Source organism: Nostoc sp. 'Peltigera membranacea cyanobiont' 210A, from assembly GCF_002246015.1.
Classification (GTDB): domain Bacteria; phylum Cyanobacteriota; class Cyanobacteriia; order Cyanobacteriales; family Nostocaceae; genus Nostoc.
In genome coordinates, this window is record NZ_NOLJ01000002.1 from 52873 (window position 1) to 76767 (window position 23895).

Consider the following 23895-nt stretch of genomic DNA (forward strand, 5'->3'; position numbering starts at 1 on the left):
TCTTTGTCCAAACATATAGATTGTGGCTAGTTTTTACTCACCTGTCCACATTCTGCGCAGTTTACAAGAGTGCAGAGCTAATATACGAACACTTCAACGCACCCTAAAAACACTAAACCTCTTGGAATTGTTAAATTCAAGAGGTTTTAGTTGGAAGCGGGTGACGCGATTCGAACGCGCGACATTCACCTTGGCAAGGTGACGCTCTACCACTGAGCTACACCCGCAATCAATTGCCATATATCAATATCTCAGATTTATCTGTAATTGTCAACCCCTTAATATGGTCATTAGTCATTCGTCATTGGTCATTGGTCATTGGTCATTAGTCATTAGTCATTAGTCATTCGTCATTGGTCATTAGTGAATAACAAAGGACAAATGACTAATGACTAACTAGCCGAGTTCTTCTGACTCCAAAGTTAAATTGCCAACGCTGGCACTTGGAAAAGCGGCTGGCAAAGACTGGCTATTACGAGAATATGGCTCTGCCAGGTTAGAACGCAGTTGCCGCATCAGGCTAGCCATTTCTAAGGCATTCATGGCGTAATCCCAGCCATGATTACCTTTTATGCCTGCCCGTTCTAGAGCTTGCTGCATAGTATCTACTGTCAAAATGCCAAAAATTACTGGCACCCCAGTTTGAAAGCTAGCGGCGGCAATGCCTTTAGAAACCTCTGAGGATACGTAATCAAAATGGGGTGTTTGTCCTCGAATGACTGCGCCAAGACAAATTACAGCATCATAACGATGGGAAAGTGCTAATTGGCGAGCTACTAAAGGTACTTCAAAACTTCCCGGAACCCAAACATAGTCCACCTGATTACCTTGGGGATTAGGGTCTACACCGTGGCGCTTTAAACAATCTTGACATCCCTCTAGCAGCTTTCCGGTAACGAGGTCATTGAATCGACCAATCACCACTGCAAACCGCAAAGGCTCCGTTTGGGTAAAAGTTCCCTCGAAAACTGCCATGATTGCCTCTTTATCAACTATACTTCTGGCCAATATACATTTCTTATTTAAATGTAGAGGAGCAGGAAAGCGCGATCAAAATAAAGTTAGTAGGAAAAAGAAAAAATCCCTTGTTTCCCTTAACCTTTGACCTTGGCTTTTCTGCCCCTCTAGTTCTTATATTATGTGCCTGCGCCAGAGCGAAGCCGTCGCCTAAACGACAAAAAAGTTTAACAAACCAACTAAAAACACCAAACCAATCCAGACCCCAGAACCAAGCCAGAGCAGTTTTTTAGATTCATTCCAGTTTTGGGGAGTGGCATAAGCAACCGGAACGCCCACAACTAGGACAAAAGACAACAAGACTAAACCTATCAAGGCAAATTGGAATATTATGGTCATTTTTGCTTCTCCCAATACAGCGAAATACTAAGGATAGAATATCCTAAAGGGCGACACTGACACTTTCTTATTATTTTTAAGCTAGCAGAAATTGCAACATTTTTGTCATTTGTCCTTTGTCTAAGTACAAGTGACTAATGACTCTTAACTATGGATTTAATACTTTGCCACACAACAGCTGATTTTGACGCATTAGGAGCAGCAGTAGGGTTAACGCGCCTACTACCGGGAAGCAATATTGTGCTAACTGGCGGCTCTCATCCTCCTGTACGGGATTTTTTAGCATTGCATCGGGATGAATATCCACTGATTGAACGCCGTTCGGTGAATCCAGAAAAAATTCGCTCTCTGAATGTGGTGGATACACAACAGCGCGATCGCTTGGGTAAAGCTGCTGAGTGGTTAGATTTACCCAATCTGAGAGAAATTATAGTTTATGACCATCACTTAGGACAAGAATCAGATATTCCCGCCACGCGATCGCATATTGACTCAGTAGGAGCCACCACAACTTTAATCGTTGAGAAATTGCAACAACAGGAAATTTCCTTGACTTCTGCCGAAGCAACTGTGATGGCTTTAGGTATCCACGTTGACACTGGCTCTTTGACATATGACCAGTCCACACCACGGGATGCCTTAGCTTTGGCTTGGTTGATGCAACAAGGGGCAAGTTTATCAGTAATTTCTACTTACCGTGACCCCGGATTATCTCCGCAATTGCAACAGCTATTAACTGAGGCATTGGAAAGTTTAGAATATCTCTGTCTACATGGATATACGGTCGCTTGGGTAACTCTGAAAACAGATGGGTTTGTGCCGGGGCTGTCGAGTCTAGCTTCGGAACTTGTAGAATTAACTGAAATTGATGCCCTACTGTTGGCTAATGAGTATCCTTTAGGTGAAGAGGATTCACGCTTAACTGTAATTGGGCGATCGCAAATTCCCAAAACAAATCTTAATCTATTATTCCAACCATTGGGGGGCGGGGGTCATTCGCAAGCCGCATCGCTAAACCTACGCAAAGTAGATTCGCAGGCAATATTAAAACAACTCCTTGACGGGGTAAAAGTACAAATTCCCCATCCCCTTACTGCTAGGGATTTGATGTCTTCTCCTGTCCGCACAATTCTGCCTGAAACCACAATTGCCGAAGCCCAGCGCATTTTATTACGCTATGGACACTCTGGTTTATCTGTAGTCGATACTCAAGGGCAACTAATAGGCATTATTTCGCGGCGAGATATTGATATCGCCTTACACCACGGCTTTAGTCATGCGCCAGTCAAGGGCTACATGACAAGAAATCTTAAAACAATTACACCAGATACAACACTGCCACAAATTGAGTCGCTAATGGTGACTTATGATATCGGACGCTTACCAGTATTGGAAAATGAGCAGTTAATGGGTATTGTCACTCGTACTGATGTCTTGCGGGAATTACATCAAGAAAGGGATGAAAACGCAGAAGGGGGAGAGGAGGAGAGACAAAAAAGTAATATTAATCTCCCGCAATTGCAAAATAAACTTGCTCCTCAGTTATGGCAATTACTCACCATCGCATCGCAAGAAGCAGAAAAACGGGGTTGGCATCTTTATCTAGTCGGGGGCGCGGTGCGGGATGTGCTATTAGCTGAGACAGCAGGTAGCTTGATGATTAAAGATATTGACTTAGTAGTTGATGGCTTTCACAAATCAGCAGATGTTGGCGCTGGTGTGGAACTAGGAAAAGCACTCCAACAACTTTACCCTGCGGCTCGTTTAGAAATCCACGGGGCTTTTCAAACTGCTGCTTTGTTGTGGCATAAAGACCCAGAATTAGATTCTCTTTGGGTAGATATTGCCACGGCTAGAACAGAGTTTTATCCCTATCCAGCGGCAAATCCAGAAGTTGAGGCGAGTTCCATTCGTCAAGACTTGTATCGTCGAGATTTTACCATCAACGCCCTTGCCTTGCGCCTGACTTCACCTCGTGCTGGTGAGTTACTCGATTTTTTTGGTGGTTTACTAGATTTACAAGCTAAACAAATTCGGGTTTTGCACGCCAATAGCTTTATCGAAGACCCCACCCGCATTTATCGTGGCGTGCGCTTTGCTGTGCGCTTCGGATTTCAAATAGAACCGCAAACTGAAGAGTTTATTCGCTATGCCATCAACAGTGGTGTTTACGATCGCACCGCTCAAGAGAATAGCAGAACTCCAGCCCTGCAAACGCGACTGAAAACAGAATTAAAACACATCTTAGAAGCCCACTACTGGAAATCGGCTTTGCAATTGCTAGATAACTTAGGGGCATTGCAATGCATCCATCCTAGCCTGAAGCTAAATGTGGAAGTCCTACGACAATTACGTTTGCTAGAAAGTTGTTTGCGGCGATTTGACTTGCAACCGACACTCATCCATTGGGAAATGCGCTTAGAAACGTTAATCGCCCATCTAACACCACAATATCGGGCGAAAGTTGCAAAGAATCTGCAACTGCAAGAAGATGGCATTCAACGCTTGCAAAACTTGGCTTCTGCCCAACCTGAGGTAATGGAATCTTTGCCTAAGTGTCAAAGTCCTAGTCAAGTAGTACAATTGTTGCGACAGTATGATTTACCAATGCTGATTTTAATCGCTGTGCAAAGTCCGCGATCGCTTAGACATCAGATTTGGGAATATTTAACTGTTTGGACTAATGTGCAGCCACTATTGAATGGTAATGATTTAAAGAAACTTGGTTACAAACCAGGGCCTCAATATCGGCAGATATTAGATGATATGCTTGCTGCTACCTTGGATGAAATAATTAAAGATAAGACTGAAGCTGAGGAATTTTTAGCGCAACACTATCCTAAATGAAATAGCTCTGGTCTAAATTGTATCTAGATCGATATTTAACTCCCGCAGTTTTGCTGCTAAACGTTCCGCCTTTTGTTCGGCTTGTTCTGCCTTTTGTTCGGCTTGTTCTGCCTTTTGTTCGGCTTGTTCTGCCTTTTGTTCGGCTTGTTCTGCCTTTTGTTCGGCTTGTTCTGCCGTTTCTTCCGGTGTTGGTACTAGTTGCCCATCTCGTGTAAAAAACCGCAATAAACCTTCATAAACTCCCAAATATAACCCTAGCTGATGACTCCACAAATATCCTTGTTCACTTGCTTGTAGAGCTTGATATTCTCCATCTACTAAATGAAATCCCGCAAATTCTTGTGTGTAAGGGTCAAACCAAAAATAATCGGGCGTGCGGAAGGTGTCTTGATAAATTGTTTTCTTTAAACCTTTATCAGTATTAGCTGTTGAGTTAGACAAAATTTCTAAAATTACATTCGGATATTTGCCATCTTCTTCCCAGACTACCCAGCTTTTACGAGTTTTACGTTCAGTTCCCAGTACAACAAAAAAGTCTGGCCCTCGGAAGTATTCTGATTTGCGTTGGCGCGGACTGTAGTAAATAGTTAGATTTCCCGCCGCATAGAAATCATTTCTATCTCGCCACAACCATTCCAGACATGTTAATAGTAGGATTATTTGCCGTAAATGCAGTTCGCTTTCCAAGGGAGGTTCGTCACTATATAAATCACCAGGGGGAAATATAACATCTTGGCAGATGCCTTCTTGAGAATCTAATTCTTGAGCAATGGTCATAGAATGGATATGGCATCAAGTAGTTATAAATTTACTTTAGCAGTTTTGTAGTTAGCGATCGCGTAGCGTACCGTGGGTAATCGCCTATTTTTAGGGTAAGGGTAAATAAACTATTCTGTCTTGATATTCATCGTCTTCTGATGCCAAAGCAACTATTATGAGTTCTTCTATATTTTCACCAATACTTAAATTTTGATTGAGGATAAAAATTCCTGGTACGTGGCGATTAATAGCAATATGGTCAGCTAAATGTACTGGCATAGAAGTTCGGTTATTTGTCACTAAGATAAAATTATTATCCTCACACCAACACAGAATTTCTGGATCGAGTGTACTTTTTGGTGGAGTTCCTGATTTTCCTACCACTTTAATCGCAATATCAGGTTCTCTTAGCCTAATTTGATTTGGATAGATAGGATTGACATTTTCATCAATCAGATATTGCAGTGTCATGCTTGCTGTTTAGCTTGTCTTTCAATTCGGAGTTGGCGCAGTTTTTCTGACACTGGCGGGGGATTAAGCCTCTGTTGTTCTCGCATTCTATGACCGTGTTCTATCCAGTTTTTGATGTAAGCACTGACAGTTTCTTTGTTTTGCAGATAATAAAGAATTGTTGCATATACTTGTTCTAAAGATATTGTTTGATAAATTTGGGCAATTTCTTCTGGAGAACGTCCACAATCAATGTATTCATAAAGAATTGTTTCAATACCAATTCTTGAGTCTTTCAGTCTAATGTCTTCAGAAGAGAGAAAGTTGAAATAGTCTGCGATATGTTTGGTAGACATAGATTGACCTATATTCATAGTTAGTTATTATATATAGTAATCTTTTTATTCAAGCGATAAGCTTGACGGCATAGCGATCGCTTACCACACTACATTAACGCTTTGCAAAAAAAAGCGATCACATTCTTAAGTTAGGCAGAAAAAAAGATAATGTAATCTTGTCTTCCTTACAAACAAGACAAGATATCCGACTCAAAGAAGTTAGATATCTGTTTCATTAGGGTTTGATTAAAGATTCTTCAGACTGGCGATATTTAGTAATTAACTTACGTGTTTTTAGGGGTGAATAAAGCAGCATGGAAAGTGTGGGTAAACTGGTTCCTGTTAGTGCTAACAAAATAAATGGATTTAGAAAGCCTGCTATGAAATCTGGATAGCTCATAGTTCAAGGGCAACAAGTAAAATATGCCAATTTTGCTGTGTATTACGCAAATACACTTAAATTAGCAGGGGTGATTCAATTAATCAACCTTTTTAACAATAGTTATTTCTTCTTGTGGGATGGGCGTCTCGCCCGTCCTGGGGCGGGCAAGATGCCCACCGCACAAGAGTATTTAAGACAGAATAAAACTGCTGTAAGTCTTTCTAGTAGGGCTGGGGAGTGTGGAAATAGAAAAAGCGATCGCATCCTCGCTTTCCAAAATTCCTTAGTGTTACACTGTAGTCAATATCAAACCTCATTACAACTCCAGCGAGATAGCTCAAATGAAGTAGTACCAAACACCTGTTGCGCCAAAGCAACAAATGTCAACGAAGAATAAATGCAACTAGTTTGACAGGGTTACTTCACATAGTCATGCACTAAAAATATTGTCATCACTCCTATCTACATAGAACCGCTTGACGAGTGTCTGCGGCTGAGTTTTTTTAAGTCTAATCTACCCACAGCTTTTGTAAATACGCGGGTGGATTTTGCGAATTGAGGTTTGAAAAAAATGCCGAAAAAATCAATATTATTAGCTGAGAATTTAGCCTATAATCTCAGCATAGATAGAACTTTATTTCAAGGAATTCATGTGAGTATTGAGGCGGGCGATCGCATTGCTTTAGTTGGTCGCAACGGAATAGGAAAATCAACCCTACTCAAGATACTTGCAAGTCAACTCAGCCCCAATACAGGCTCAGTTTTGCGTCATGGTATGGTCTATTATTTGCCACAGATCAGCACTATCAGACAAGAAATTACAGCAGAGACAGTGCTTAATTTTTTGATTTCTATCTCTGATGAATGGTGGAATATTGAGGAGATTTTACAAACACAATTTCACACCAACCTTGACCTTTCACTACCAATTACTAACTTGAGTGGTGGAGAACTTACTAAACTATTTCTGGCAATCGGTTTAGCTCAAGAACCAAACTTGCTATTACTTGATGAGCCAACAAATCACATGGATTTGCAAGCGTTAGAAAGCTTAAAGCAGTTTCTTCAAGATTTTACGGGTGCTTTTGTAATTGTCTCGCATAAGCCTTTTTTCTTAGATCAAGTGACAGATTTCACCTGGGAACTTACACCTGCTGGCGTGAAAGTATATGGCGGTAATTTCTCACACTATCGAGAACAGAAAGAAATAGAGTTAGAGGTAGCATTGCGATCGCACGAAGCCGCCAGAAAGGAACTCAAACGTACCCAAGCCACAGCGATGCAAGAACAGCAACGCGCAGCCCAATCTAATCGCAACGGTCGCGCCAAGTTTCTAAATGGTAGTATTGATAGAATGGCCGCAGGACTGATTAAAACCAAAGCTGAAGTGTCTACCGGAACTGCGAAGAAGAAACATGAAGCAGCAGTAGCAAAGGCTAATCAAAAGGTTGCAGAGACGAAGATCAAAACTACGAAAGTAACAAGTATTCAGCTAGAAGAAAAAAATCAAAAGCGCCGAAATCTAATTAATATCCAGGGTACAAATCTTAGGATATCAGAGCGTCTATTGATTCAAAATATTCAACTGCATATATCATCTGGCGATCGCATAGCCATGATCGGCGCAAACGGTTCTGGTAAATCGAGTTTGGTCAAAGCAATTTTGGGGATGGAAAACCAAACGGCGGTTTTAGAATCAGGTGAAGTTTTGCTCACACCAGCGATGAAAGCTGTATATCTCGATCAAACCTATGAATTGATAAATCGCCGATACACAATTCTGGAAAATATGCAAGCTGCCAATCCTAATCTCAGTTATCAGCTTTTGCGTCAACAACTAGGACACTTTCTCTTTAAATATGATCGCGTTCACAAAAGCGCTTCTGTATTGAGTGGAGGTGAATTAGCAAGATTAGCGATCGCTATGATTAGTATCTCAGAAATCGATCTGTTGATTCTCGATGAGCCAACTAATAACCTGGATATTGAAACTGTTGAACAAATGGTAGTAGGTATCAATGATTACCAAGGAACGCTTTGGGTAATTTCACACGATATCGATTTCCTCAGCCGGATTAACATTACCCAAGGTTTCAAATTGAGGGAACAAACTTTGCAAATGACAACTTATTTACCGAGTACACCAGAGCAATATTATCGAGAGTTGCTGGAATGCGATCAATAAAGCGATCGCCTCATGTAAATTTCTAGCTCAACAATAGAAGCCGCAAAGCATACAGGCAAGTTATAATTCTCTTGCGGTGCAACGTAACAAAAATTTATGAGTAATCCCCTTGTGCAAGCCTTTTTCGTAGGCAGAGCGGTAGCAGAAGTAGTTAATGAGCGTTTAGAGGTCGCCTTGACCGATGCTTTGAGCGATCTGGGCAAATTTGATGCAGAAGCTAGAGAGCAGCTGCGCCAGTTTACAGAAGAAGTCCTAGAGCGGGCAAATCGGGCAGCAGAATCAGCTAATGCTGGTGAAGCTACTGCAAGTAGTGGGCAAGCCAGTTCTGATTCCGGTGACTTGCAAGCAGATATTGACGAATTAAGAGCAGAAATTGCCCTGTTACGAACAGAATTGCAACATTATCGCCGAGCTTCTGCATAAATTTTAGTCATTAGTCATTAGTCATTAGTCATTGGTAAAAAATTATGTACAAATGACATAGACGCGCCAGCGGCTACTCTACGAGTTCTCCGAAGGAGTACCCGCAGGGTAGGACAAATGACAAAGGACACTTAAGAAAAAAACAGTTTAGGAATCAGAGTGTCTTTTCTTCCAAGTGATTCGGTCGCAAACCAACGGTAAACAAAGTATATGGAACAAGGTTATTCAGAGAAGGCATACCGTTGGAATCGGGAAAAATACTCTAGCAAACGGCGTTTTGTGGACATTTGGTCTTTTGTCTTGACCTTATTGTTCAAACTTTGGCTATACAACAAATCTTGGAGTTATCCAGGTGGTGTGACTGATGTAAAGCAAGCCGCAAGACGCAAAACCCAAGCGGTCTGGATTCGCAGTACTCTACTAGATTTAGGGCCAACCTTTATCAAAGTTGGGCAACTGTTTTCTACCCGTGCAGATATATTCCCTGGTGAATATGTAGAAGAACTAGCCAAGTTACAAGACAAAGTACCGGCATTTAGCTATGAGCAAGTAGAAGCGATCGTTGAGAAAGAACTAGGCAAGAAAATTCCTGAACTTTTCCATAATTTTGAACCTATTCCCTTAGCTGCTGCTAGCTTGGGGCAAGTACACAAAGCTGTACTACATAGTGGAGAATCAGTTGTTGTCAAGGTGCAACGTCCTGGACTAAAGAAGTTATTTGAAATAGATTTACAGATTCTCAAAGGAATTACCCGCTACTTTCAAAACCATCCCAAATGGGGACGGGGACGCGATTGGTTGGGTATTTATGAAGAATGTTGTCGCATTCTTTGGGAAGAAATTGATTATCTTAACGAAGGTCGTAACGCTGATACTTTTCGCCGTAACTTTCGGGGCTACGATTGGGTGAACGTCCCCAGAATATACTGGCGTTACGCTACTTCCAGAGTGCTGACTTTAGAATATCTCCCTGGAATTAAAATTAGCCAATATGAAGCTTTAGAAGCAGCGGGTTTAGATCGAAAAGCGATCGCTCGTCAAGGCGCTCAAGCCTATTTAATTCAGTTGCTCAATAGTGGCTTTTTTCACGCTGATCCCCACCCAGGCAATATTGCCGTTAGTGGAAGTGGGGCTTTAATATTCTACGATTTTGGCATGATGGGGCGGATTAAAGCCAATGTCCGCGAAGGATTGATGCAAACCCTGTTTGGTATTGCCCAAAAAGACGGCGATCGCGTTGTCCAGTCTCTGATCGATTTAGGCGCGATCGCCCCAACGGATGATATAGGACCAGTACGGCGTTCCGTGCAGTACATGCTCGATCATTTCATGGATAAGCCCTTTGAAAACCAATCAGTCGCGGCAATCAGTGACGACCTTTACGAAATAGCTTATAATCAGCCATTTAGATTTCCAGCAACTTTCACTTTTGTGATGCGAGCCTTTTCTACCTTAGAAGGGGTAGGCAAAGGCTTAGATCCAGAGTTTAACTTTATGGAAGTTGCCAAACCGTATGCAATGCAACTTATGACTGATATGAATGGTTCTGAGGGGAATAGCTTTCTTAACGAATTAAGTCGCCAAGCAGCTCAGGTAAGTAGTACTGCCTTTGGTCTACCACGTAGATTAGAGGATACACTGGAGAAGCTAGAGCAGGGAGACATGCGCTTGCGCGTTCGGTCTATAGAAACCGAACGCCTGCTGCGGCGACAGAGTAGTATTCAGCTCTCAATAAGCTATGCTCTGTTAATCAGCGGTTTCACGCTTTCAGCTACTATTTTAGTGGTTAAGGATTATGTATGGTTGGCACTGCTGCCTGGTTTAATTGCAGCGGCGCTTTCAGCGATCATGATCCGATTACTTTTACGCCTCGACCGTTACGATCGTATGTATTAATTGTTGCAAAAAAATTATGAAACTTAATTTCACGGGTTTTAGCGATCCGGGACTTATTCGTTCTAATAATCAGGATGCCTACTATATAGACCCAGAAGGGCGGTTTTTTGTTGTCGCCGATGGCATGGGTGGTCATGCCGGAGGTGAGGAGGCAAGTCGGATTGCTACTGGAGAAATTCAGGCGTATTTGGTAGCAAATTGGGAAACTTCTAAGTCATCTCAAGAGTTGCTAGAGCAAGCTTTGTGGGGTGCCAATGAAGCAATTTTGCAGGATCAGCAAAATCATCCCGAACGCGCCGACATGGGGACAACAGTTGTAGCAGTGATTTTTCGCTCTCCAGAGTCGCCTTGGTGCGCTCATGTTGGCGATTCCCGGCTGTATCGCTTCCGAGAGTCGCACTTAGAACAGGTAACGGAAGACCACACTTGGGTAGCACGAGCAATCAAAATTGGTGACATCACCTTAGATGAAGCACGATTACATCCTTTTCGTCATGTATTATCGCGCTGTTTGGGGCGCGAAGACTTGCATCAAATTGATGTGCAACCACTAGATGTAAAAGTTGGCGATCGCTTGCTGTTATGTAGTGATGGTCTTACAGAAGAACTTGTCGAGCAGAAGATTGCTAACTGCCTCCAAAATAGTCCTTGGCTTGATAAAGCCGCCATCTCTCTTGTTGAGGCTGCCAAAGAGCATGGAGGGCACGATAACATCACAGTTGTCATCGTCTCGCTTGAAGAAAATAGTCATTAATTATTAGTCATTAGTCGATGCTTAGTAACTTTAAACAATATGACTAAGGACATAGACGCGCCAGCGGCTACTCTACGAGTTCTCCGAAGGAGTACCCGCAGGGTAGGACAAAGGAAAAATCTGGTAAATATACTCAGTAATTTGTTCAGCGTGAGCATTTTTCCTTTTTACAATTTGATACAAATATTTTTAGCCTCTAAAATGACCTAAAGAGGCTAAATTTGTATAAATTGGTAAATTGACATCTTGCACGTAATAAGGTAAAGCGACTATAATTCACGCTTATTACCATTAATTCCCCAACCTCCTTAAAATTTCTGTCCTCCGAAGCTTCTTCCACGCTTGGGGAGACAACATCTTAGGCTTTTTAAACACAAGACTAAGACGGGTTTTGCATAGCACTAAATATTTTCTTTAAAGGAGATTTGTGCAAAGCAGAAAGGAATTAGGGAAGTAGTTATACCTATCTAAGACCAAATAGACCTTATTTTCCGGAATATGGTTCAGCTGACTTGGGTGGTATATCAGTAGGATTAGGTGCAAGATATCAGAGCAGAAAAAGTCCACACTTTGGATGTGGGCAATCTGTCAAACAATTGTTATCTTTCGTAATACGGAGGAACAAATGTTGGACAGATATAAGTCCAAATATTATCCCATTTGGACTTCTGTGAGCGATATCACCTTTACGCGTTGTTTTTTCGGAGTAAATTTATGAATCAACCAATGAAACTATCCTTGGAACAGCAATTCAGCATCTGCTCATTTTCCACTCAGGTGCAGAATATGAGCCACGAGCAAGCTAAAGACTTTTTAGTAAAGCTCTATGAGCAAATGGTCGTGCGCGAGGCAACTTATCAAGAACTTCTGAAGCATCAGTGGGGCTTAGATTCAGGTTCCACTATGGCATAGAGTCGTTCTAATGTCGCAGTGGGCGACCTCCTTCTCTTGCTTTGGTTCCAAGGAGGAAAAGAGCTGGGGATGTCGGGGCGTCAACTTCGATAAGTAATTCCACAAGATGATGCAAAAGTTCAATTCACGAAATTAACCAAGAATGAGTAAACATTGTCTACGGCATATCTGCTGAAGTCTAGACTAACTTTAGCATTGCAAGCTAAATCCGTTGTTTGCTTTAGCCAAACTTCTTGTTGTTTCGTCTAGCGGGGGAATCACACCTGCATAAATTGACAATTTACTGGAATCTTTGCACAGGAAGATTTAGAGATAATTCGGATACCACTGCTTTAGCAGCTTAGTGATTTCACTCTTTATACATATAACTAGAAGTTACATCTTTATATATCTTTTGTTTATAAAACGTTACATTCTGGGAGCGACCACCTATAAAACACGTAACATAAAGAAATTATGCCTAGCTGGAAAGATCGTATGGAGAATCTGTATCAATACTTTCCAGTTTTGTTATAATCTGAGGCTTAATCTTTTCGTACTCGTTTTTGAGTAAACTTTTACTAATTTGCGGGTCGGCAGAGGACATCAACGAATTGCTCATTGCGACCCACTCTTGCAGTCGTTGCCGCTGGGCAGAAGCGACGCTGGAAAGTAAGATGTGGGTACAGCTATTTGGTGCTTCTCGGGCAAAGAATAAGAGGCGGTAGTAACCTGTGTGCTGTAGTAACCGAGCAATTTCTTGACCAAGGCTGGTTTTGAGATCGAGGTAATAAGGCAACCATTTAGCGCCATGCTTGCGATTGTAGATGACAGTAATCCATAGCAGCATGGGATGGGGGATAGAGATGAACAGAAATTGGTTATAGCGCGTACAGAGTAAGCGTTTTTGAATTTCCTCTTGCGGTAGCATCACCCACAAAGCTGGTAAAACCTCCCCATTGGTCTGAATGGGCTGGGGAAACACAATATCGGCAATTGGTTTATTTTTGGGCCAGGAAATGGCACGAGCGATTTCATCGTTTGACCAGGATACCCGCAAATCGGCTTTGGTCTTTTGTTCAAGCTCGGTGCTAGCTGTAGTAGTAGGAACTAGGGCATGATGGCTGGCTTGCTGAATTTTGCGTGTATGCTCAGGCTTTTCTAAAGATGCTAAAACTCTGAGGATTTCAGTAATACTTTGGGGGCGATCGCCTGCTTTTTTAGCTAGACAACTCATCACCAAATTTTCAATTTCTTTTGGTAGTTCTAATCCAGGCGCAGCCTCAGCAAAAGAACGTGGTTTTTGATAGTGATGTGTTTTATACCACGCACCAAAAGAGTGAGTTGGTGCCACCAGTGGCATTTTGCCTGTGAGCATCTCAAACATCATGACGCCCAAACTATAAATATCAGCACGGTTGTCTAATTCCTTACCCTCCATCTGTTCGGGAGAAGAGTAAGCCAATGTCCCCAAATAAAATTTTGTATGGTCGCCATCTGACTGTAATAACTTAGCAATACCAAAATCTAGAACTTTGACCAATTCTCCAAAACTGGGATCTTGAATCACCAGCATATTGCTTGGCTTGACATCACGATGGATAATTGGGCAAATAATGCCATCAACCGGGATGCCATCATGGGCGCACTGTAACCCCAGGCTGAGTTGACGCGCCATACTGAGGAATCTTGCTAAAGGTAATCGTTGCTTGCGAATAATATTGTTCAGGCTTTGTCCTTGTAAGTATTCCATGACGTAGAACGGGGTATTATTGTCATCTACGCCATAGTCCATAACTCGGACAATATGGATACTTTTTTGCCCTAATAAAGCACAGGTTTTTGCTTCTCGCTCAAAGCGGTCTTGCAATCGCATCTTTTCATTTTGGATTGATAGAGCCAGAAACTTAACCGCAACAGGTACACCTCCCAACAATGTATCTTTAGCACGATAAACCCGACCCATTGCTCCAGTACCGATTAACTCTTGGAGTTGGTAGCGTTTGCTGAGTAAGCGACCAATGTTGGGGTCTGACATAGAAAATTCGACTCCAAAAGCAGGTTGTAAATGTTTGGGAGGACAAGTGCATTCAAAAATTGTGGTGTAGTTTTAGTTTGCCCAATTTTGACTAATGCGCTATCACTCTTAGCATCTCCTCTTCTCTACGAGACGTTGCTTTGTATTGGGAGAAGACGGCGCTAGTTTGGCTACACGAAACCTTACCTACCTTTGTACGGTTAACAAACCTTTAAATTCGCATTAGTCCAAGGAGGTAGGCTTTGTTTGTGTAATAGCGAATTATATTCGCCCAATAGTTTTAAAACATTTTCTGATTACCTAACAATCTTTTTAACCTTCCAGCTAATTCTTACTATGTAAGGATGCATTATTTATTGATAAAACTGTAATATCCTAAGTGGTAGTTTTTCGTTTTTTCTGTTGGTTAGGATATATATCAAAACTTGATTTATTATTCATCACATAGTATTGAATTCGACGTTCGATAATACTATTGAGTCGGGACATAAAATCATAAAAGAAACCGGGATTTTTCCTAATTTCTGTGAATGCTGTTAACCATTTTCCTTGTTTTATGGGTTCTACAACTTGAAGATAAGCTAGATTTTTCTTATAGACTGAGAGATTATAAGATAGAGCACGCATTAGAGCAGGATTTTTTTTCACAATGTCTTGTTGCATGAAATAGATAGCAGCTTTGCAAGATTGATTGAGACGTGGTAATTGGCTTTGATATACAAGAGAACCAGGGCGTGAACGGTAGAAATAATAGGGTTTTGGTTCAATAAAAAACCTAGCTCCTTTAATTAAGCATTTCATATCAAGCCAAAAATCTTGACCCATCCTGATTTCATCATCGTACTCAATGCCGTGTTTAAGCAGGAATTCTCGTTTGAATAGAGGCTTGCTTAGACCAAGATGCAATCCTGGTTCACCGAAGACATCAGTTTCTACAAAATAAACGATATCAATTTGGAAGATTTTATCTATACGTTCTCCACTTTCTTGAATCAATGTACTCCAAGGAGATGTTGTACCGTCTTTGATAAAATAAACATCATCAGCAATCATGTCTGCATTTGTTTTATTTGCCAGAGATACAAGCTTTTCCAATCTTTCGGGAGCATACCAATCATCTGAATCAAGTACAGCAATCCATTCTCCTTGGGCTGCTCTGAAGGCGCGATTACGTGCCGCCGCCGCTCCAAGATTTTGCTGATTAACTATCACTTTGAGACGTTGATCGGTGAAACTTTTAGCGACTTCTACAGTTTTATCACTTGAGCCATCATCGACTATGATAACTTCAATGTCAGTGAGTGTTTGCTCTAAGGCTGACTCTATTGCCTTCCCAATATAACTTTCAGTATTGTAAGCAGGGATAATAACGGAGACTTTAGGATTCACGAAACTGAACTCCTGACTACATGGTTAGGTAAAATACTAAAATCCTGACCATAATTTGATCATTTCTTTTTTACTATACAACTCAGTCGGTCAGTGAGAATAAACGATGAGTGGTTAAAGTTGGGCAGGACATATTAGGCGTTGGCAAACCAATGCGTTGCCAGAGTTTTTGAACGGCGGTTTTTAGCTTAGAAGAACAGCAAAGCGCTGAGGCAGCACTGCTTTTAAGCTGACTGACGCTCTAGGCTAGCTTCCATTGTGTTAGTCAAAAAATGACCAGCTAAGATACCACTACTGAGGTAATATGTATCTTGCGAAATCCGGTGTAGGGTTTCAAAGCCACTACGACGCTGACGATCGCCTAGTACCCAGTAACGCTGTACAATAGTATCCAGACCAATCCAGCCTTCGCCTTCAACCTGCCCCAAAATATTATGTTGTAGTAAAAAAGTATACTGACGCTCTCCATCATGCAACCGCCCTTTATATTGCAGAGAGATTTCAGAGCGATCGCTACCTGGGAAAATCAGTTTTGTGGCCATAGTAAACCAGTTATCTCGATTCCAAGCGACCAAGGTCATACCCTTGACGCTGATTGGCATACCATTACGTTCTAGCCAATTTCCTTCCATTGCCCAGCGTCCTGGTTCCAATAAAAAAGTATGAGCCACCTTTTATTCCCTGTCTTGCTCGAGTGCTGCCAAGACTATAGTTATAGCAGTGCTAAGTTACGAGTGCTGAGTTGCGAGTGAAGAATGAAGAAATTTTTTATCTTGTTTATTGTTCCTGACTCAGAATTCAGGATTGAACTTGGTGAATTTCTCCCAAAAGTACTTCTTGAGGTGCACCTGTGGCAGTAGGTAGGTTGCCAGGAATACCCAAATGTCGCCAATAGGCTAAAACCGCGAAGGCGATCGCTTCTTTAAAATCTGCACTCAAGCCGACTTCATCTGTTGTCGAGACTGGTATTGATTCCAACAACAACTGTAACCTTTGTTTCAAATAGAGATTGCGACTACCACCACCACATAATAGTACTCGTTGTGGCATTTCTGGCAAAAAAGTGCGGTAACTATGAAAAATTGAAGCAGTTGTAAGTTCTGTGAGAGTTGCCAGTACGTCAGCAGGATTGAGTTGGTATGCTTGAGCATCTTTTAAACACTCATGCAAGTAAGTCACACCAAATAATTCGCGTCCAGTGGATTTGGGTGGCGGTAAATGAAAGTAGTCTTGGTTGAGCCATTGTTCTACTAATGGATGACAAGGAGTACCACTCGCTGCCCAGTTGCCATCTTCATCATAAGTTTTAGCACCACCGCTTAAATGCTCCACCGCTAGATCCAACAGACTATTTCCTGGGCCAGTATCCCAAGCAAGAATTTTTGAGAGCCAGTCTCCATGCCGAGGCGGAATATAGGCAACATTGCCAATACCACCAATATTTTGAATACAACGCCCCTCCTGGGGATGACTGAGTAAATAAGCATCTACTCTGGGCACAAGAGGCGCACCATGACCACCAATAGCAATATCAGCAACGCGGAAGTTGCTCACAGTCGCAATGTTCGTAAGATGGGCAATTAATGCACCTCGCCCTAGTTGAAGACTGTAACCCAAGGGACTGCCCAGTGCTGTTAACGGATAGCTAGGGTTTAGCCCGTGGGTAGCGAGCATTTCTCTCCCCCTGCTCCCCTGCTCCCCTGCTCCCCCTGCTCCCCCTTTGGGTGGTCGATGATAAACCGTTTGACCGTGGGAACCAATGAGAGTGGCTGGCTGATGACCAATTTGAATATTTTGGGCGGCTTGGGCAAAGACTTGAGCGATCGCATCATCTATTTCCGCTAATTCTGCCATTGAGATGGCAACGCCTGCACCAACTGCTAATATTCTTTCTCTAAGTTGGGCTGGATAAGGATATGTTGCCCCGGCTAGCAACTCAACTTTGAGATCCAATTCTGTGCCGGAAATCTCTACCAACGCAGCGTCTATGCCATCTACGGATGTGCCACTAATTAAACCAATAACGCGAGTAGGGACAACAGCTTTTTCAGGTGGATGCATCGATCGAGATTCTTTTGTTGGTTGCAAGAGTTTAGTTTAATTCATGTTACTAACTATGTCAAAACACTCAAGTTGCATAGTTGGCTACAAAAGAAAAAGTAAATAGAGCGAGGGAAGAATCTCAAAACCAATAGCAATGACCACGAATCTATTTCTATTTATCAGCAAACAAAGAATTTCAAATAGTTTTGTTTATTATCTTGATTGATCCTTAATCAGGACAACATCCGAAGATACAAATTCTTGATATATACTAGCTAACTTCACAACTTTTTTATCTTCAGATAAAGAACAGATATCCTATCCACTTTCCCGGCAAGTGAAACTACTCATTTATGTTCAAAAACAGGGCAAATTATTGGCTAAATTTAGGAGTTTTTCAATAAATACAAACCCAGTAGTTTCATCCTATTGTTTCTTCTAGAAGACACTACATAATGAATCCAAGTCGCACAATTAACTTTTCAACAATTAAAAATACAGAATTTCAAAATTATGTCTCTTACAAAAATTGCTTGTATCGCTGCTCTATCTCTATCTGCAATCTCCTCATTTATCTATGCAGGTTCTGCCCAGGCTATATCCTTCCAAATAACCACTGGCATTGCAGGTCCTAATGGAGAAACTGACCAAGGTGCTTTTTCTGAGTTTACTCAACTTCCAGGTACGACAACTGTTAACTTCAATAATGGTCAAGCACCAACCACTGGTTTTGCTAAATATTCATTTGAGAATAACAGTGGAAGCAGCAGTGTGAGGTCAGATGTATGGGCACCTGCTGGGGCAAATGGTGAGGTCAATAATGGGAAGTATTTGGCAGTTTTCAACGGCGATAATGTCACAATTAACCTTGCAAGTTCCCTCAATTATTTCGGTATTGACTGGGGAGCTATTAGTTCTGGTAACGTTTTTTCCTTCTACAATGGCGATAATCTAATCAAATCATTTACAACTGAGGATGTGAACCCAGTTGCTCCAATTCGTGCATCACAGCATGGCGGTGAAGGAAATGGTTACCTTCACTTCTACTCAGATAGTAGCAACGATATTTTCAACAAGATTGTCATTACCCAAGCCGGTGGTGGTGGATTTGAAAGCGACAACCATTCTTTCCATCTAGGAACTGACAAATTTACAGGTTTTGATCCTAAATCTGTTCCTGAGCCTAGTATTACATTAGGTATGCTGGCTGTAGGTGGTATGTTTCTACGCAAGCGGAAGAACGAGAAGTTGCAAAGTGTAAGGCAATCTCATTAAATATATCAATCTTTGCTCAGTAAGATTTTCTCTACACTCTACCCTTAGTCTGTACAAGCATTTCAAAACTTAGTTAATATTAAATACAAATCAGGGTGAGCTTACTTAGGTAAACTCGCCCTAATCCTTTTGCCATTAATAATCTAATACGGTTTAGCTAAGGGCTATTGGTGTATGTAAATAATTGGTCTTTCAAGACGCGATAAATCGCGTCTCTACATGAGGGTTTTGGTCTCATCTGAACTGTATTAATTTATAATCGTGCCTTCTTCTACAGTCAATGCTACGCGTAGCAAGCTGTAGAAAAATTTTCTTTAACTAGACTTTTTGTATGAATCAAAAGCTCTCACCCTAAATTCCTCTCCCAAGCTTGGGAGAGGGACTTTGAAATTAGCTCCCCCGATCTCAATTTTGGGAAAAGCGGTTGGGGGATGTAGCAAGATCCCACAGGGTGGGCAAGTTTTACATTTTTGCAAAAGGTATAGCGGTTCTCGACAAGCGTGAAGTACAATTTTGACCTCTCTCCAAACCTCTCTCCTAAAAGGAGAGAGGCTTTGAATTGTTCCCCCTTCCCGCTTCGGGAAGGGGGTTAGGGGGTTAGGTCTATTTGTATACCTGTACCTCACCGGATTGAAAATGGCTATATACTCAATACTGCTTAGAGCTTAACCGAACTGGATTAAGAGTAAACTGTAATTCTGACTCTTAACTCCTAAATCTTCCTACAGGTTGTTGCATGAATAAAATATACATGCATTAGTTTAGATATAATAATGACTCATTCTTTGTTGTCCTAACTGGAGAAATTAATGGGTCGCGCCAAAAAGGTTGTCCTGGCATATTCTGGCGGAGTGGATACCTCAGTTTGCATCCCCTACCTCAAACAGGAGTGGGGTGTGGAAGAGGTGATTACCCTAGCAGCAGATTTAGGTCAGGGAGATGAATTAGAGCCAATCAGAGAAAAAGCTCTGAAATCGGGTGCAAGTGAATCCCTAGTGGCGGATGTCAAAGACAGCTTCGTTAAAGATTACGCCTTTGGAGCGATTCAAGCCAATGCCCTTTATGAAAATCGTTATCCTCTAGGAACCGCTCTTGCTCGTCCACTGATTGCCAAGGTATTAGTAGAAACAGCCGAAAAATATGGTGCTGATGCGATCGCTCACGGTTGTACAGGCAAAGGCAACGATCAGGTTCGCTTTGATGTCTCTGTCACCGCCTTAAACCCCAACCTGAAGATCCTCGCACCAGCCAGAGAATGGGGGATGAGCCGTGAAGAAACGATCGCCTATGGTGAAAAGTTTGGTATCCCCTCACCAGTCAAAAAATCCTCTCCCTATAGTATTGATAAGAATTTGCTCGGTCGTAGCATTGAAGCTGGTTTACTCGAAGATCCCTCATTTGAGCCACCAGAAGAAATTTATGAGATGACCAAAGCGATCGCTAACACTCCCAACGAGCCAGAGTACATCGAAATTGGTTTCCACGGTGGTATTCCCACAACCCTCAACGGTATAGCCAAAAAGCCAGTTGAGCTAATTGAAGAACTCAATCAGGCGGTAGGAAATCATGGCATCGGACGGATCGATATGATTGAAAACCGTCTGGTGGGGATCAAGTCGCGGGAAATCTACGAATCACCCGCGATGTTGGTGCTAATTCAGGCACATAGGGATTTAGAAAGCTTGACTTTAACGGCAGATGTCACCCATTACAAGCGTGGGATTGAAGAAACTTACAGCCAAATTGTTTATAACGGTTTGTGGTACAGTCCGCTCAAAGTTGCACTTGATGCCTTTATTCAAAAGACACAAGAGCGAGTTTCTGGAACTGTACGAGTGAAGTTGTTCAAGGGCAACTCTACGATAGTTGGGCGTTCGAGTGATAATTCCCTCTACACTCCCGATTTGGCAACCTACGGAGCCGAAGACAAATTTGACCACAAAGCCGCTGAAGGCTTTATATACGTTTGGGGACTACCGACTCGCATTTGGTCACAGCAGGTTAGGGGTTAAGAGTTAGAAGTTAAAAGTTAAGAGTTAGGAGTTAGGAGTTAAAAAAGCAAAATACAAAAGTAAAAGTTAAAAAAATTCACTTTTTACTTTACTCCTCACTCCTCACTCCTCACTCCTCACTTAGTTTATGCTTGACTTACTCTTCTGCTGCACCTTTAACCTGGCGAGATTCCAGCCACAGGGGCACAATAATTAAGGCAGCGAGGATTAGTAACGCTGCGATCGCAAATTGACCCACCCAAGCAACCAATTGTTCTAAAGAGACTACTTTGCCTGCAAAAAAAGCTAATGTCACCATCAAACTAGCCCAAGCAACTGCTCCTAACAAGTTGTATAAAAAGAATTTTCCAAAGGGCATTTCAGCTATACCAGCTAGTGGTGCAGCAAAAACTCGTAACAATGCCAAAAAACGTCCAAAAAACACTCCTTTAGCAGCATTTTGACTAAATTGATCTTTAATACTCAGCAGCCGCACTTCAGAAATCCGAAATATGCTGCCAACTTTTACCAGAAAAGCCCAACCGCTAACTCTACCAATCCAATAGCCACAAGTGCCACCAATGACAGCACCCATGATTGCGTCACCGAGAACCAGCCAGTAATTTAGTTCATCGCTACCAGCTAAAAACCCGCCTACTAAGGTCACGGTTTCACCAGGAAGGGGAATGCCTAAATTTTCTAGCAAAATTCCGAAAAAAATCGCCCAATACCCGTAATTATGAGCAACTTCCTGGATATTTTCTAGTGAAATCAGCTCTAAAGACATTCCACACCGCCGTCTTTACAAATTTTTACTTTTACTATATCTTTGCTTGTTTTTGGGTGGGGTGTCAATCAAACTAATACATAGAGTCATTAAGTCATTAGTTTAATACTGAATAATCCATAGATTTTAGTCTATGGTAACTGTTAAACTTTTACTATTAACTATACAATTTTTGGGATTATTACCACAGGTTCATAATTTATTAAAAAAAGATTAAAAATTTTATAGAAAATTTATAAATATCCGTTTAAATTGTGAAAATCTTGTAAAAGATACGGTTGATACCGAAATTGTTAGGCGCTTATGCCTATATTGATGAAAGTTATCACAAATTATACGACATGAATACTGAAATAATCTCTCTCAGCGGTAGGACTGCAATTGCCCAAATATTTGGGTAAAAGAGTCATTTCACCGTTGAAAGAGAAGAGGTATTGATGTCTTTTTCAATTTTTTGTCAAGTGTTCCAATTACCCTGTTAAATTCATGGCTTTCACACAAGAACTTCAAGTGATTTTGTTTAAACCCCAAGGAAGCATAGATTTGGAAGGCGGTAAGGCTTTGAGCGAACAGATGGCTGGAGTAGTCCCTCAAGCTTATCAACTCTGGGTTATCGACCTAGCAGAAGTTAACTTCATGGACAGTTCTGGGTTAGTTCCTTTAGTAAAAGGCTTAAAAGCTGCACGTCAGAGTGGTTGCCGCTTGGTTCTATGCAACGTACAAGCTCCTGTACGGTTGATTTTGGAACTTACCCAACTCGATACAGTGTTTGAAATTTTTCACACTTACCAAGATATTTTTACCACCGTCAAAGATAACAGTCTGGTGCTAGCAGACTAACTAATAAATCTACCTATAGAAGGATGGCGGAGTCAAGCAATATTTGCATTTTTTCACATTCTCTTAAGATAACAGTCTGGTGCTAGCAGGCTGAGATTATTTCTTGTCTAGAGAAGAGTGTTAAGGGAAACTCATGCCTTTGAGCTAGGCAGGATAAATTACAGATGAATGAATCTGCTTATTGGATAATCATCTACCTAAAGCAGTAAAGTTCAGAAATGACTAAAATTGGTCAAAGCAAATGCAACTGTTTGTGATACTCCCCAGCCTTTTAAGACAGGATTTTTGAAATTACTCTAAGCTAATTGTTTTATATACTGCGTAACTAGTGAAAGGAAGCAGGAGGTAAGAAAGGTTAGAATATGAGCTTTGACGTTATTTCTAACTCTATACTTATTTTTGCCTCGATCTACTACTTGGATGCCTCCAAGATGCTTCGATGCACCAATTTCTTACCTCTTAGATTCCACCATAATGGTAATTTTAGGCATTCTGGGGAGTCGAAATATTAGTTTGTTCGGATGCTGGGCGGGGAAAATTTGGTAAATCAATACCGCTGTGACTAGCATTGCGAGTTTTGAGTGCTAAACGGTAACTCACACTTTGCAGTTCTGCTTGCAGTTGGCGATTTTCCCGTTGTAGCGTTGCTACCTTTTCTCTCACTGGCGTCATCCGCTCCTCAAACTTCCGACGGTAAATTTGAGGCAACTCTTGTACTACTTGCTCCAACATCCGAGTGCGATCGGTAAGTTCTTGAACTGACTGTCGCAATTGATAAATTTCGGAGTCACGAGTTGTAATTTGCTCTTGGTAGAACGCCACCTGCTGTTCCACAGCTTGGAGTTGTTCTTGTAAAGCGTGTAACTGGGTCAGATCGCGCTCAAATTCCGGCTGCTGGGGCATAAAACTAGTGTTACCCTTTACCAGCCGGAAGAGTTCTTGAGATAGTTGTTGCACTAATTGATCGCGAAGTTGCAACTCCTGGCGTAGCTGCGATACTTCTGTCGAGAGAACTTGAATATTAGGTGTATCAGATTGGCTCACAGTAGCTTAAAGCTCCCATTCAGAATCTTGTCCACTCTTAGGTATAACTGCGGGAGTACTACCTTTGGCAAGTATTTGTTAATTTAGCATTCCCAAACAAGTCACGAAAAAAGAAAAAGACAAAATTTTATTGAATGGGGATTGGGAATTGGGGATGGTGGGGCCCCCTCTGGGGATAAGGGGTAATGGGGATTAATTATTTCTCCC

At 41.7% G+C, this 23895-nt stretch carries 22 protein-coding genes and 1 tRNA gene; 10 read left to right on the forward strand and 13 right to left on the reverse strand.

Features of this window, described 5'->3' with window-relative positions; translation table 11 throughout:
- Nucleotides 1-155: 155 nt before the first annotated feature.
- The 3 genes from CDG76_RS05095 to psbZ form a co-directional block, all read right to left on the reverse strand.
- Nucleotides 156-227, reverse strand: a tRNA-Gly gene (locus tag CDG76_RS05095).
- A gap of 169 nt (nt 228-396) precedes the next feature.
- Nucleotides 397-975 (reverse strand): 6,7-dimethyl-8-ribityllumazine synthase, encoded by a 579-nt coding sequence (gene ribH, locus CDG76_RS05100; protein WP_094348003.1) that lies wholly within the window; start codon nt 973-975, stop codon nt 397-399.
- A gap of 192 nt (nt 976-1167) precedes the next feature.
- Nucleotides 1168-1356: a photosystem II reaction center protein PsbZ gene (psbZ, locus tag CDG76_RS05105; RefSeq protein WP_094348004.1), complete on the reverse strand. Its 189-nt coding sequence runs from the start codon at nt 1354-1356 to the stop codon at nt 1168-1170.
- A 150-nt stretch (nt 1357-1506) separates the two neighbouring features.
- On the opposite strand from psbZ, the gene CDG76_RS05110 reads away from it, so the two are divergent.
- Nucleotides 1507-4203, forward strand: coding sequence for a CBS domain-containing protein (locus tag CDG76_RS05110; protein WP_094348005.1), 2697 nt, complete (start codon nt 1507-1509; stop codon nt 4201-4203).
- Nucleotides 4204-4215: 12 nt separating this feature from the next.
- Here the strand turns inward: CDG76_RS05110 and CDG76_RS05115 are convergent, their stop codons facing one another.
- From CDG76_RS05115 to CDG76_RS37075, 4 genes are all read right to left on the reverse strand, one after another.
- Complete coding sequence (locus CDG76_RS05115; protein WP_094348006.1) at nt 4216-4980, reverse strand: Uma2 family endonuclease; 765 nt, start codon at nt 4978-4980, stop codon at nt 4216-4218.
- A gap of 90 nt (nt 4981-5070) precedes the next feature.
- Nucleotides 5071-5433, reverse strand: a complete 363-nt coding sequence (locus CDG76_RS05120; protein ID WP_094348007.1) for a DUF5615 family PIN-like protein — start codon at nt 5431-5433, stop codon at nt 5071-5073.
- On the reverse strand, nt 5430-5768 hold the full coding sequence (locus tag CDG76_RS05125; RefSeq protein ID WP_190240771.1) for a DUF433 domain-containing protein: 339 nt from the start codon (nt 5766-5768) through the stop codon (nt 5430-5432). Before CDG76_RS05125 ends, CDG76_RS05120 begins: the two co-directional genes overlap by 4 nt.
- 217 nt (nt 5769-5985) lie before the next feature.
- The gene (locus CDG76_RS37075) at nt 5986-6150 is read right to left on the reverse strand and encodes a hypothetical protein (RefSeq protein WP_190240802.1); all 165 of its coding nucleotides are present in this window, start codon (nt 6148-6150) and stop codon (nt 5986-5988) included.
- Between the two features lie 37 nt (nt 6151-6187).
- On the opposite strand from CDG76_RS37075, the gene CDG76_RS05130 reads away from it, so the two are divergent.
- From CDG76_RS05130 to CDG76_RS05155, 6 genes are all read left to right on the forward strand, one after another.
- Entirely contained in the window at nt 6188-6529 is a 342-nt protein-coding gene (locus tag CDG76_RS05130) for a hypothetical protein (protein WP_094348010.1), read from the forward strand.
- A gap of 174 nt (nt 6530-6703) precedes the next feature.
- Nucleotides 6704-8317, forward strand: a complete 1614-nt coding sequence (gene abc-f / locus CDG76_RS05135; RefSeq protein WP_094348011.1) for a ribosomal protection-like ABC-F family protein — start codon at nt 6704-6706, stop codon at nt 8315-8317.
- Between the two features lie 96 nt (nt 8318-8413).
- Nucleotides 8414-8740 (forward strand): DUF6825 family protein, encoded by a 327-nt coding sequence (locus CDG76_RS05140; RefSeq protein WP_094348012.1) that lies wholly within the window; start codon nt 8414-8416, stop codon nt 8738-8740.
- Nucleotides 8741-8950: 210 nt separating this feature from the next.
- Nucleotides 8951-10636 carry an ABC1 kinase family protein gene (locus CDG76_RS05145; protein ID WP_094348013.1) on the forward strand — a complete coding sequence of 562 codons (1686 nt, stop codon included), beginning with the start codon at nt 8951-8953 and terminating at the stop codon, nt 10634-10636.
- A gap of 16 nt (nt 10637-10652) precedes the next feature.
- Nucleotides 10653-11390 (forward strand): Stp1/IreP family PP2C-type Ser/Thr phosphatase, encoded by a 738-nt coding sequence (locus CDG76_RS05150; RefSeq protein ID WP_094348014.1) that lies wholly within the window; start codon nt 10653-10655, stop codon nt 11388-11390.
- A 714-nt stretch (nt 11391-12104) separates the two neighbouring features.
- The gene (locus CDG76_RS05155) at nt 12105-12302 is read left to right on the forward strand and encodes an NblA/ycf18 family protein (RefSeq protein ID WP_094348015.1); all 198 of its coding nucleotides are present in this window, start codon (nt 12105-12107) and stop codon (nt 12300-12302) included.
- Between the two features lie 460 nt (nt 12303-12762).
- Here CDG76_RS05155 and CDG76_RS05160 read toward each other — a convergent pair whose 3' ends face one another.
- From CDG76_RS05160 to CDG76_RS05175, 4 genes are all read right to left on the reverse strand, one after another.
- Nucleotides 12763-14319: a serine/threonine-protein kinase gene (locus CDG76_RS05160; RefSeq protein WP_094348016.1), complete on the reverse strand. Its 1557-nt coding sequence runs from the start codon at nt 14317-14319 to the stop codon at nt 12763-12765.
- A gap of 375 nt (nt 14320-14694) precedes the next feature.
- Nucleotides 14695-15708, reverse strand: coding sequence for a glycosyltransferase family 2 protein (locus tag CDG76_RS05165; protein ID WP_094348017.1), 1014 nt, complete (start codon nt 15706-15708; stop codon nt 14695-14697).
- Between the two features lie 224 nt (nt 15709-15932).
- The gene (locus CDG76_RS05170) at nt 15933-16379 is read right to left on the reverse strand and encodes a hypothetical protein (protein ID WP_094348018.1); all 447 of its coding nucleotides are present in this window, start codon (nt 16377-16379) and stop codon (nt 15933-15935) included.
- 127 nt (nt 16380-16506) lie between these two features.
- Nucleotides 16507-17769, reverse strand: a complete 1263-nt coding sequence (locus CDG76_RS05175) for an anhydro-N-acetylmuramic acid kinase (protein WP_094348019.1) — start codon at nt 17767-17769, stop codon at nt 16507-16509.
- Nucleotides 17770-18264: 495 nt separating this feature from the next.
- On the opposite strand from CDG76_RS05175, the gene CDG76_RS05180 reads away from it, so the two are divergent.
- Both CDG76_RS05180 and CDG76_RS05185 read left to right on the forward strand, forming a co-directional pair.
- Nucleotides 18265-19026, forward strand: coding sequence for an Npun_F0296 family exosortase-dependent surface protein (locus CDG76_RS05180; protein WP_094348020.1), 762 nt, complete (start codon nt 18265-18267; stop codon nt 19024-19026).
- An 809-nt stretch (nt 19027-19835) separates the two neighbouring features.
- A complete protein-coding gene (locus CDG76_RS05185; RefSeq protein WP_094348021.1) occupies nt 19836-21038 on the forward strand; it encodes an argininosuccinate synthase in 1203 nt (400 codons plus the stop codon).
- A 136-nt stretch (nt 21039-21174) separates the two neighbouring features.
- Here the strand turns inward: CDG76_RS05185 and CDG76_RS05190 are convergent, their stop codons facing one another.
- The gene (locus CDG76_RS05190; protein ID WP_094348022.1) at nt 21175-21804 is read right to left on the reverse strand and encodes a DedA family protein; all 630 of its coding nucleotides are present in this window, start codon (nt 21802-21804) and stop codon (nt 21175-21177) included.
- Nucleotides 21805-22290: 486 nt separating this feature from the next.
- On the opposite strand from CDG76_RS05190, the gene CDG76_RS05195 reads away from it, so the two are divergent.
- Nucleotides 22291-22644: an STAS domain-containing protein gene (locus tag CDG76_RS05195; RefSeq protein ID WP_094348023.1), complete on the forward strand. Its 354-nt coding sequence runs from the start codon at nt 22291-22293 to the stop codon at nt 22642-22644.
- Between the two features lie 483 nt (nt 22645-23127).
- On the opposite strand, the gene CDG76_RS05200 is transcribed toward CDG76_RS05195, so the two are convergent.
- Nucleotides 23128-23688 (reverse strand): Npun_F5560 family protein, encoded by a 561-nt coding sequence (locus CDG76_RS05200; RefSeq protein WP_094348024.1) that lies wholly within the window; start codon nt 23686-23688, stop codon nt 23128-23130.
- Nucleotides 23689-23895: the final 207 nt, after the last annotated feature.

Excerpts from the sequence above, each read along its gene's own strand:
- ribH (WP_094348003.1), bottom strand. The coding sequence starts at position 975 with ATGGCAGTTTTCGAGGGAACTTTTACCCAAACGGAGCCTTTGCGGTTT.
- psbZ (WP_094348004.1), bottom strand. The coding sequence starts at position 1,356 with ATGACCATAATATTCCAATTTGCCTTGATAGGTTTAGTCTTGTTGTCT.
- CDG76_RS05110 (WP_094348005.1), top strand. The coding sequence starts at position 1,507 with ATGGATTTAATACTTTGCCACACAACAGCTGATTTTGACGCATTAGGA.
- CDG76_RS05115 (WP_094348006.1), bottom strand. The coding sequence starts at position 4,980 with ATGACCATTGCTCAAGAATTAGATTCTCAAGAAGGCATCTGCCAAGAT.
- CDG76_RS05120 (WP_094348007.1), bottom strand. The coding sequence starts at position 5,433 with ATGACACTGCAATATCTGATTGATGAAAATGTCAATCCTATCTATCCA.
- CDG76_RS05125 (WP_190240771.1), bottom strand. The coding sequence starts at position 5,768 with ATGTCTACCAAACATATCGCAGACTATTTCAACTTTCTCTCTTCTGAA.
- CDG76_RS37075 (WP_190240802.1), bottom strand. The coding sequence starts at position 6,150 with ATGAGCTATCCAGATTTCATAGCAGGCTTTCTAAATCCATTTATTTTG.
- abc-f (WP_094348011.1), top strand. The coding sequence starts at position 6,704 with ATGCCGAAAAAATCAATATTATTAGCTGAGAATTTAGCCTATAATCTC.
- CDG76_RS05140 (WP_094348012.1), top strand. The coding sequence starts at position 8,414 with ATGAGTAATCCCCTTGTGCAAGCCTTTTTCGTAGGCAGAGCGGTAGCA.
- CDG76_RS05145 (WP_094348013.1), top strand. The coding sequence starts at position 8,951 with ATGGAACAAGGTTATTCAGAGAAGGCATACCGTTGGAATCGGGAAAAA.
- CDG76_RS05150 (WP_094348014.1), top strand. The coding sequence starts at position 10,653 with ATGAAACTTAATTTCACGGGTTTTAGCGATCCGGGACTTATTCGTTCT.
- CDG76_RS05155 (WP_094348015.1), top strand. The coding sequence starts at position 12,105 with ATGAATCAACCAATGAAACTATCCTTGGAACAGCAATTCAGCATCTGC.
- CDG76_RS05160 (WP_094348016.1), bottom strand. The coding sequence starts at position 14,319 with ATGTCAGACCCCAACATTGGTCGCTTACTCAGCAAACGCTACCAACTC.
- CDG76_RS05175 (WP_094348019.1), bottom strand. The coding sequence starts at position 17,769 with ATGCATCCACCTGAAAAAGCTGTTGTCCCTACTCGCGTTATTGGTTTA.
- CDG76_RS05180 (WP_094348020.1), top strand. The coding sequence starts at position 18,265 with ATGTCTCTTACAAAAATTGCTTGTATCGCTGCTCTATCTCTATCTGCA.
- CDG76_RS05185 (WP_094348021.1), top strand. The coding sequence starts at position 19,836 with ATGGGTCGCGCCAAAAAGGTTGTCCTGGCATATTCTGGCGGAGTGGAT.
- CDG76_RS05190 (WP_094348022.1), bottom strand. The coding sequence starts at position 21,804 with ATGTCTTTAGAGCTGATTTCACTAGAAAATATCCAGGAAGTTGCTCAT.
- CDG76_RS05195 (WP_094348023.1), top strand. The coding sequence starts at position 22,291 with ATGGCTTTCACACAAGAACTTCAAGTGATTTTGTTTAAACCCCAAGGA.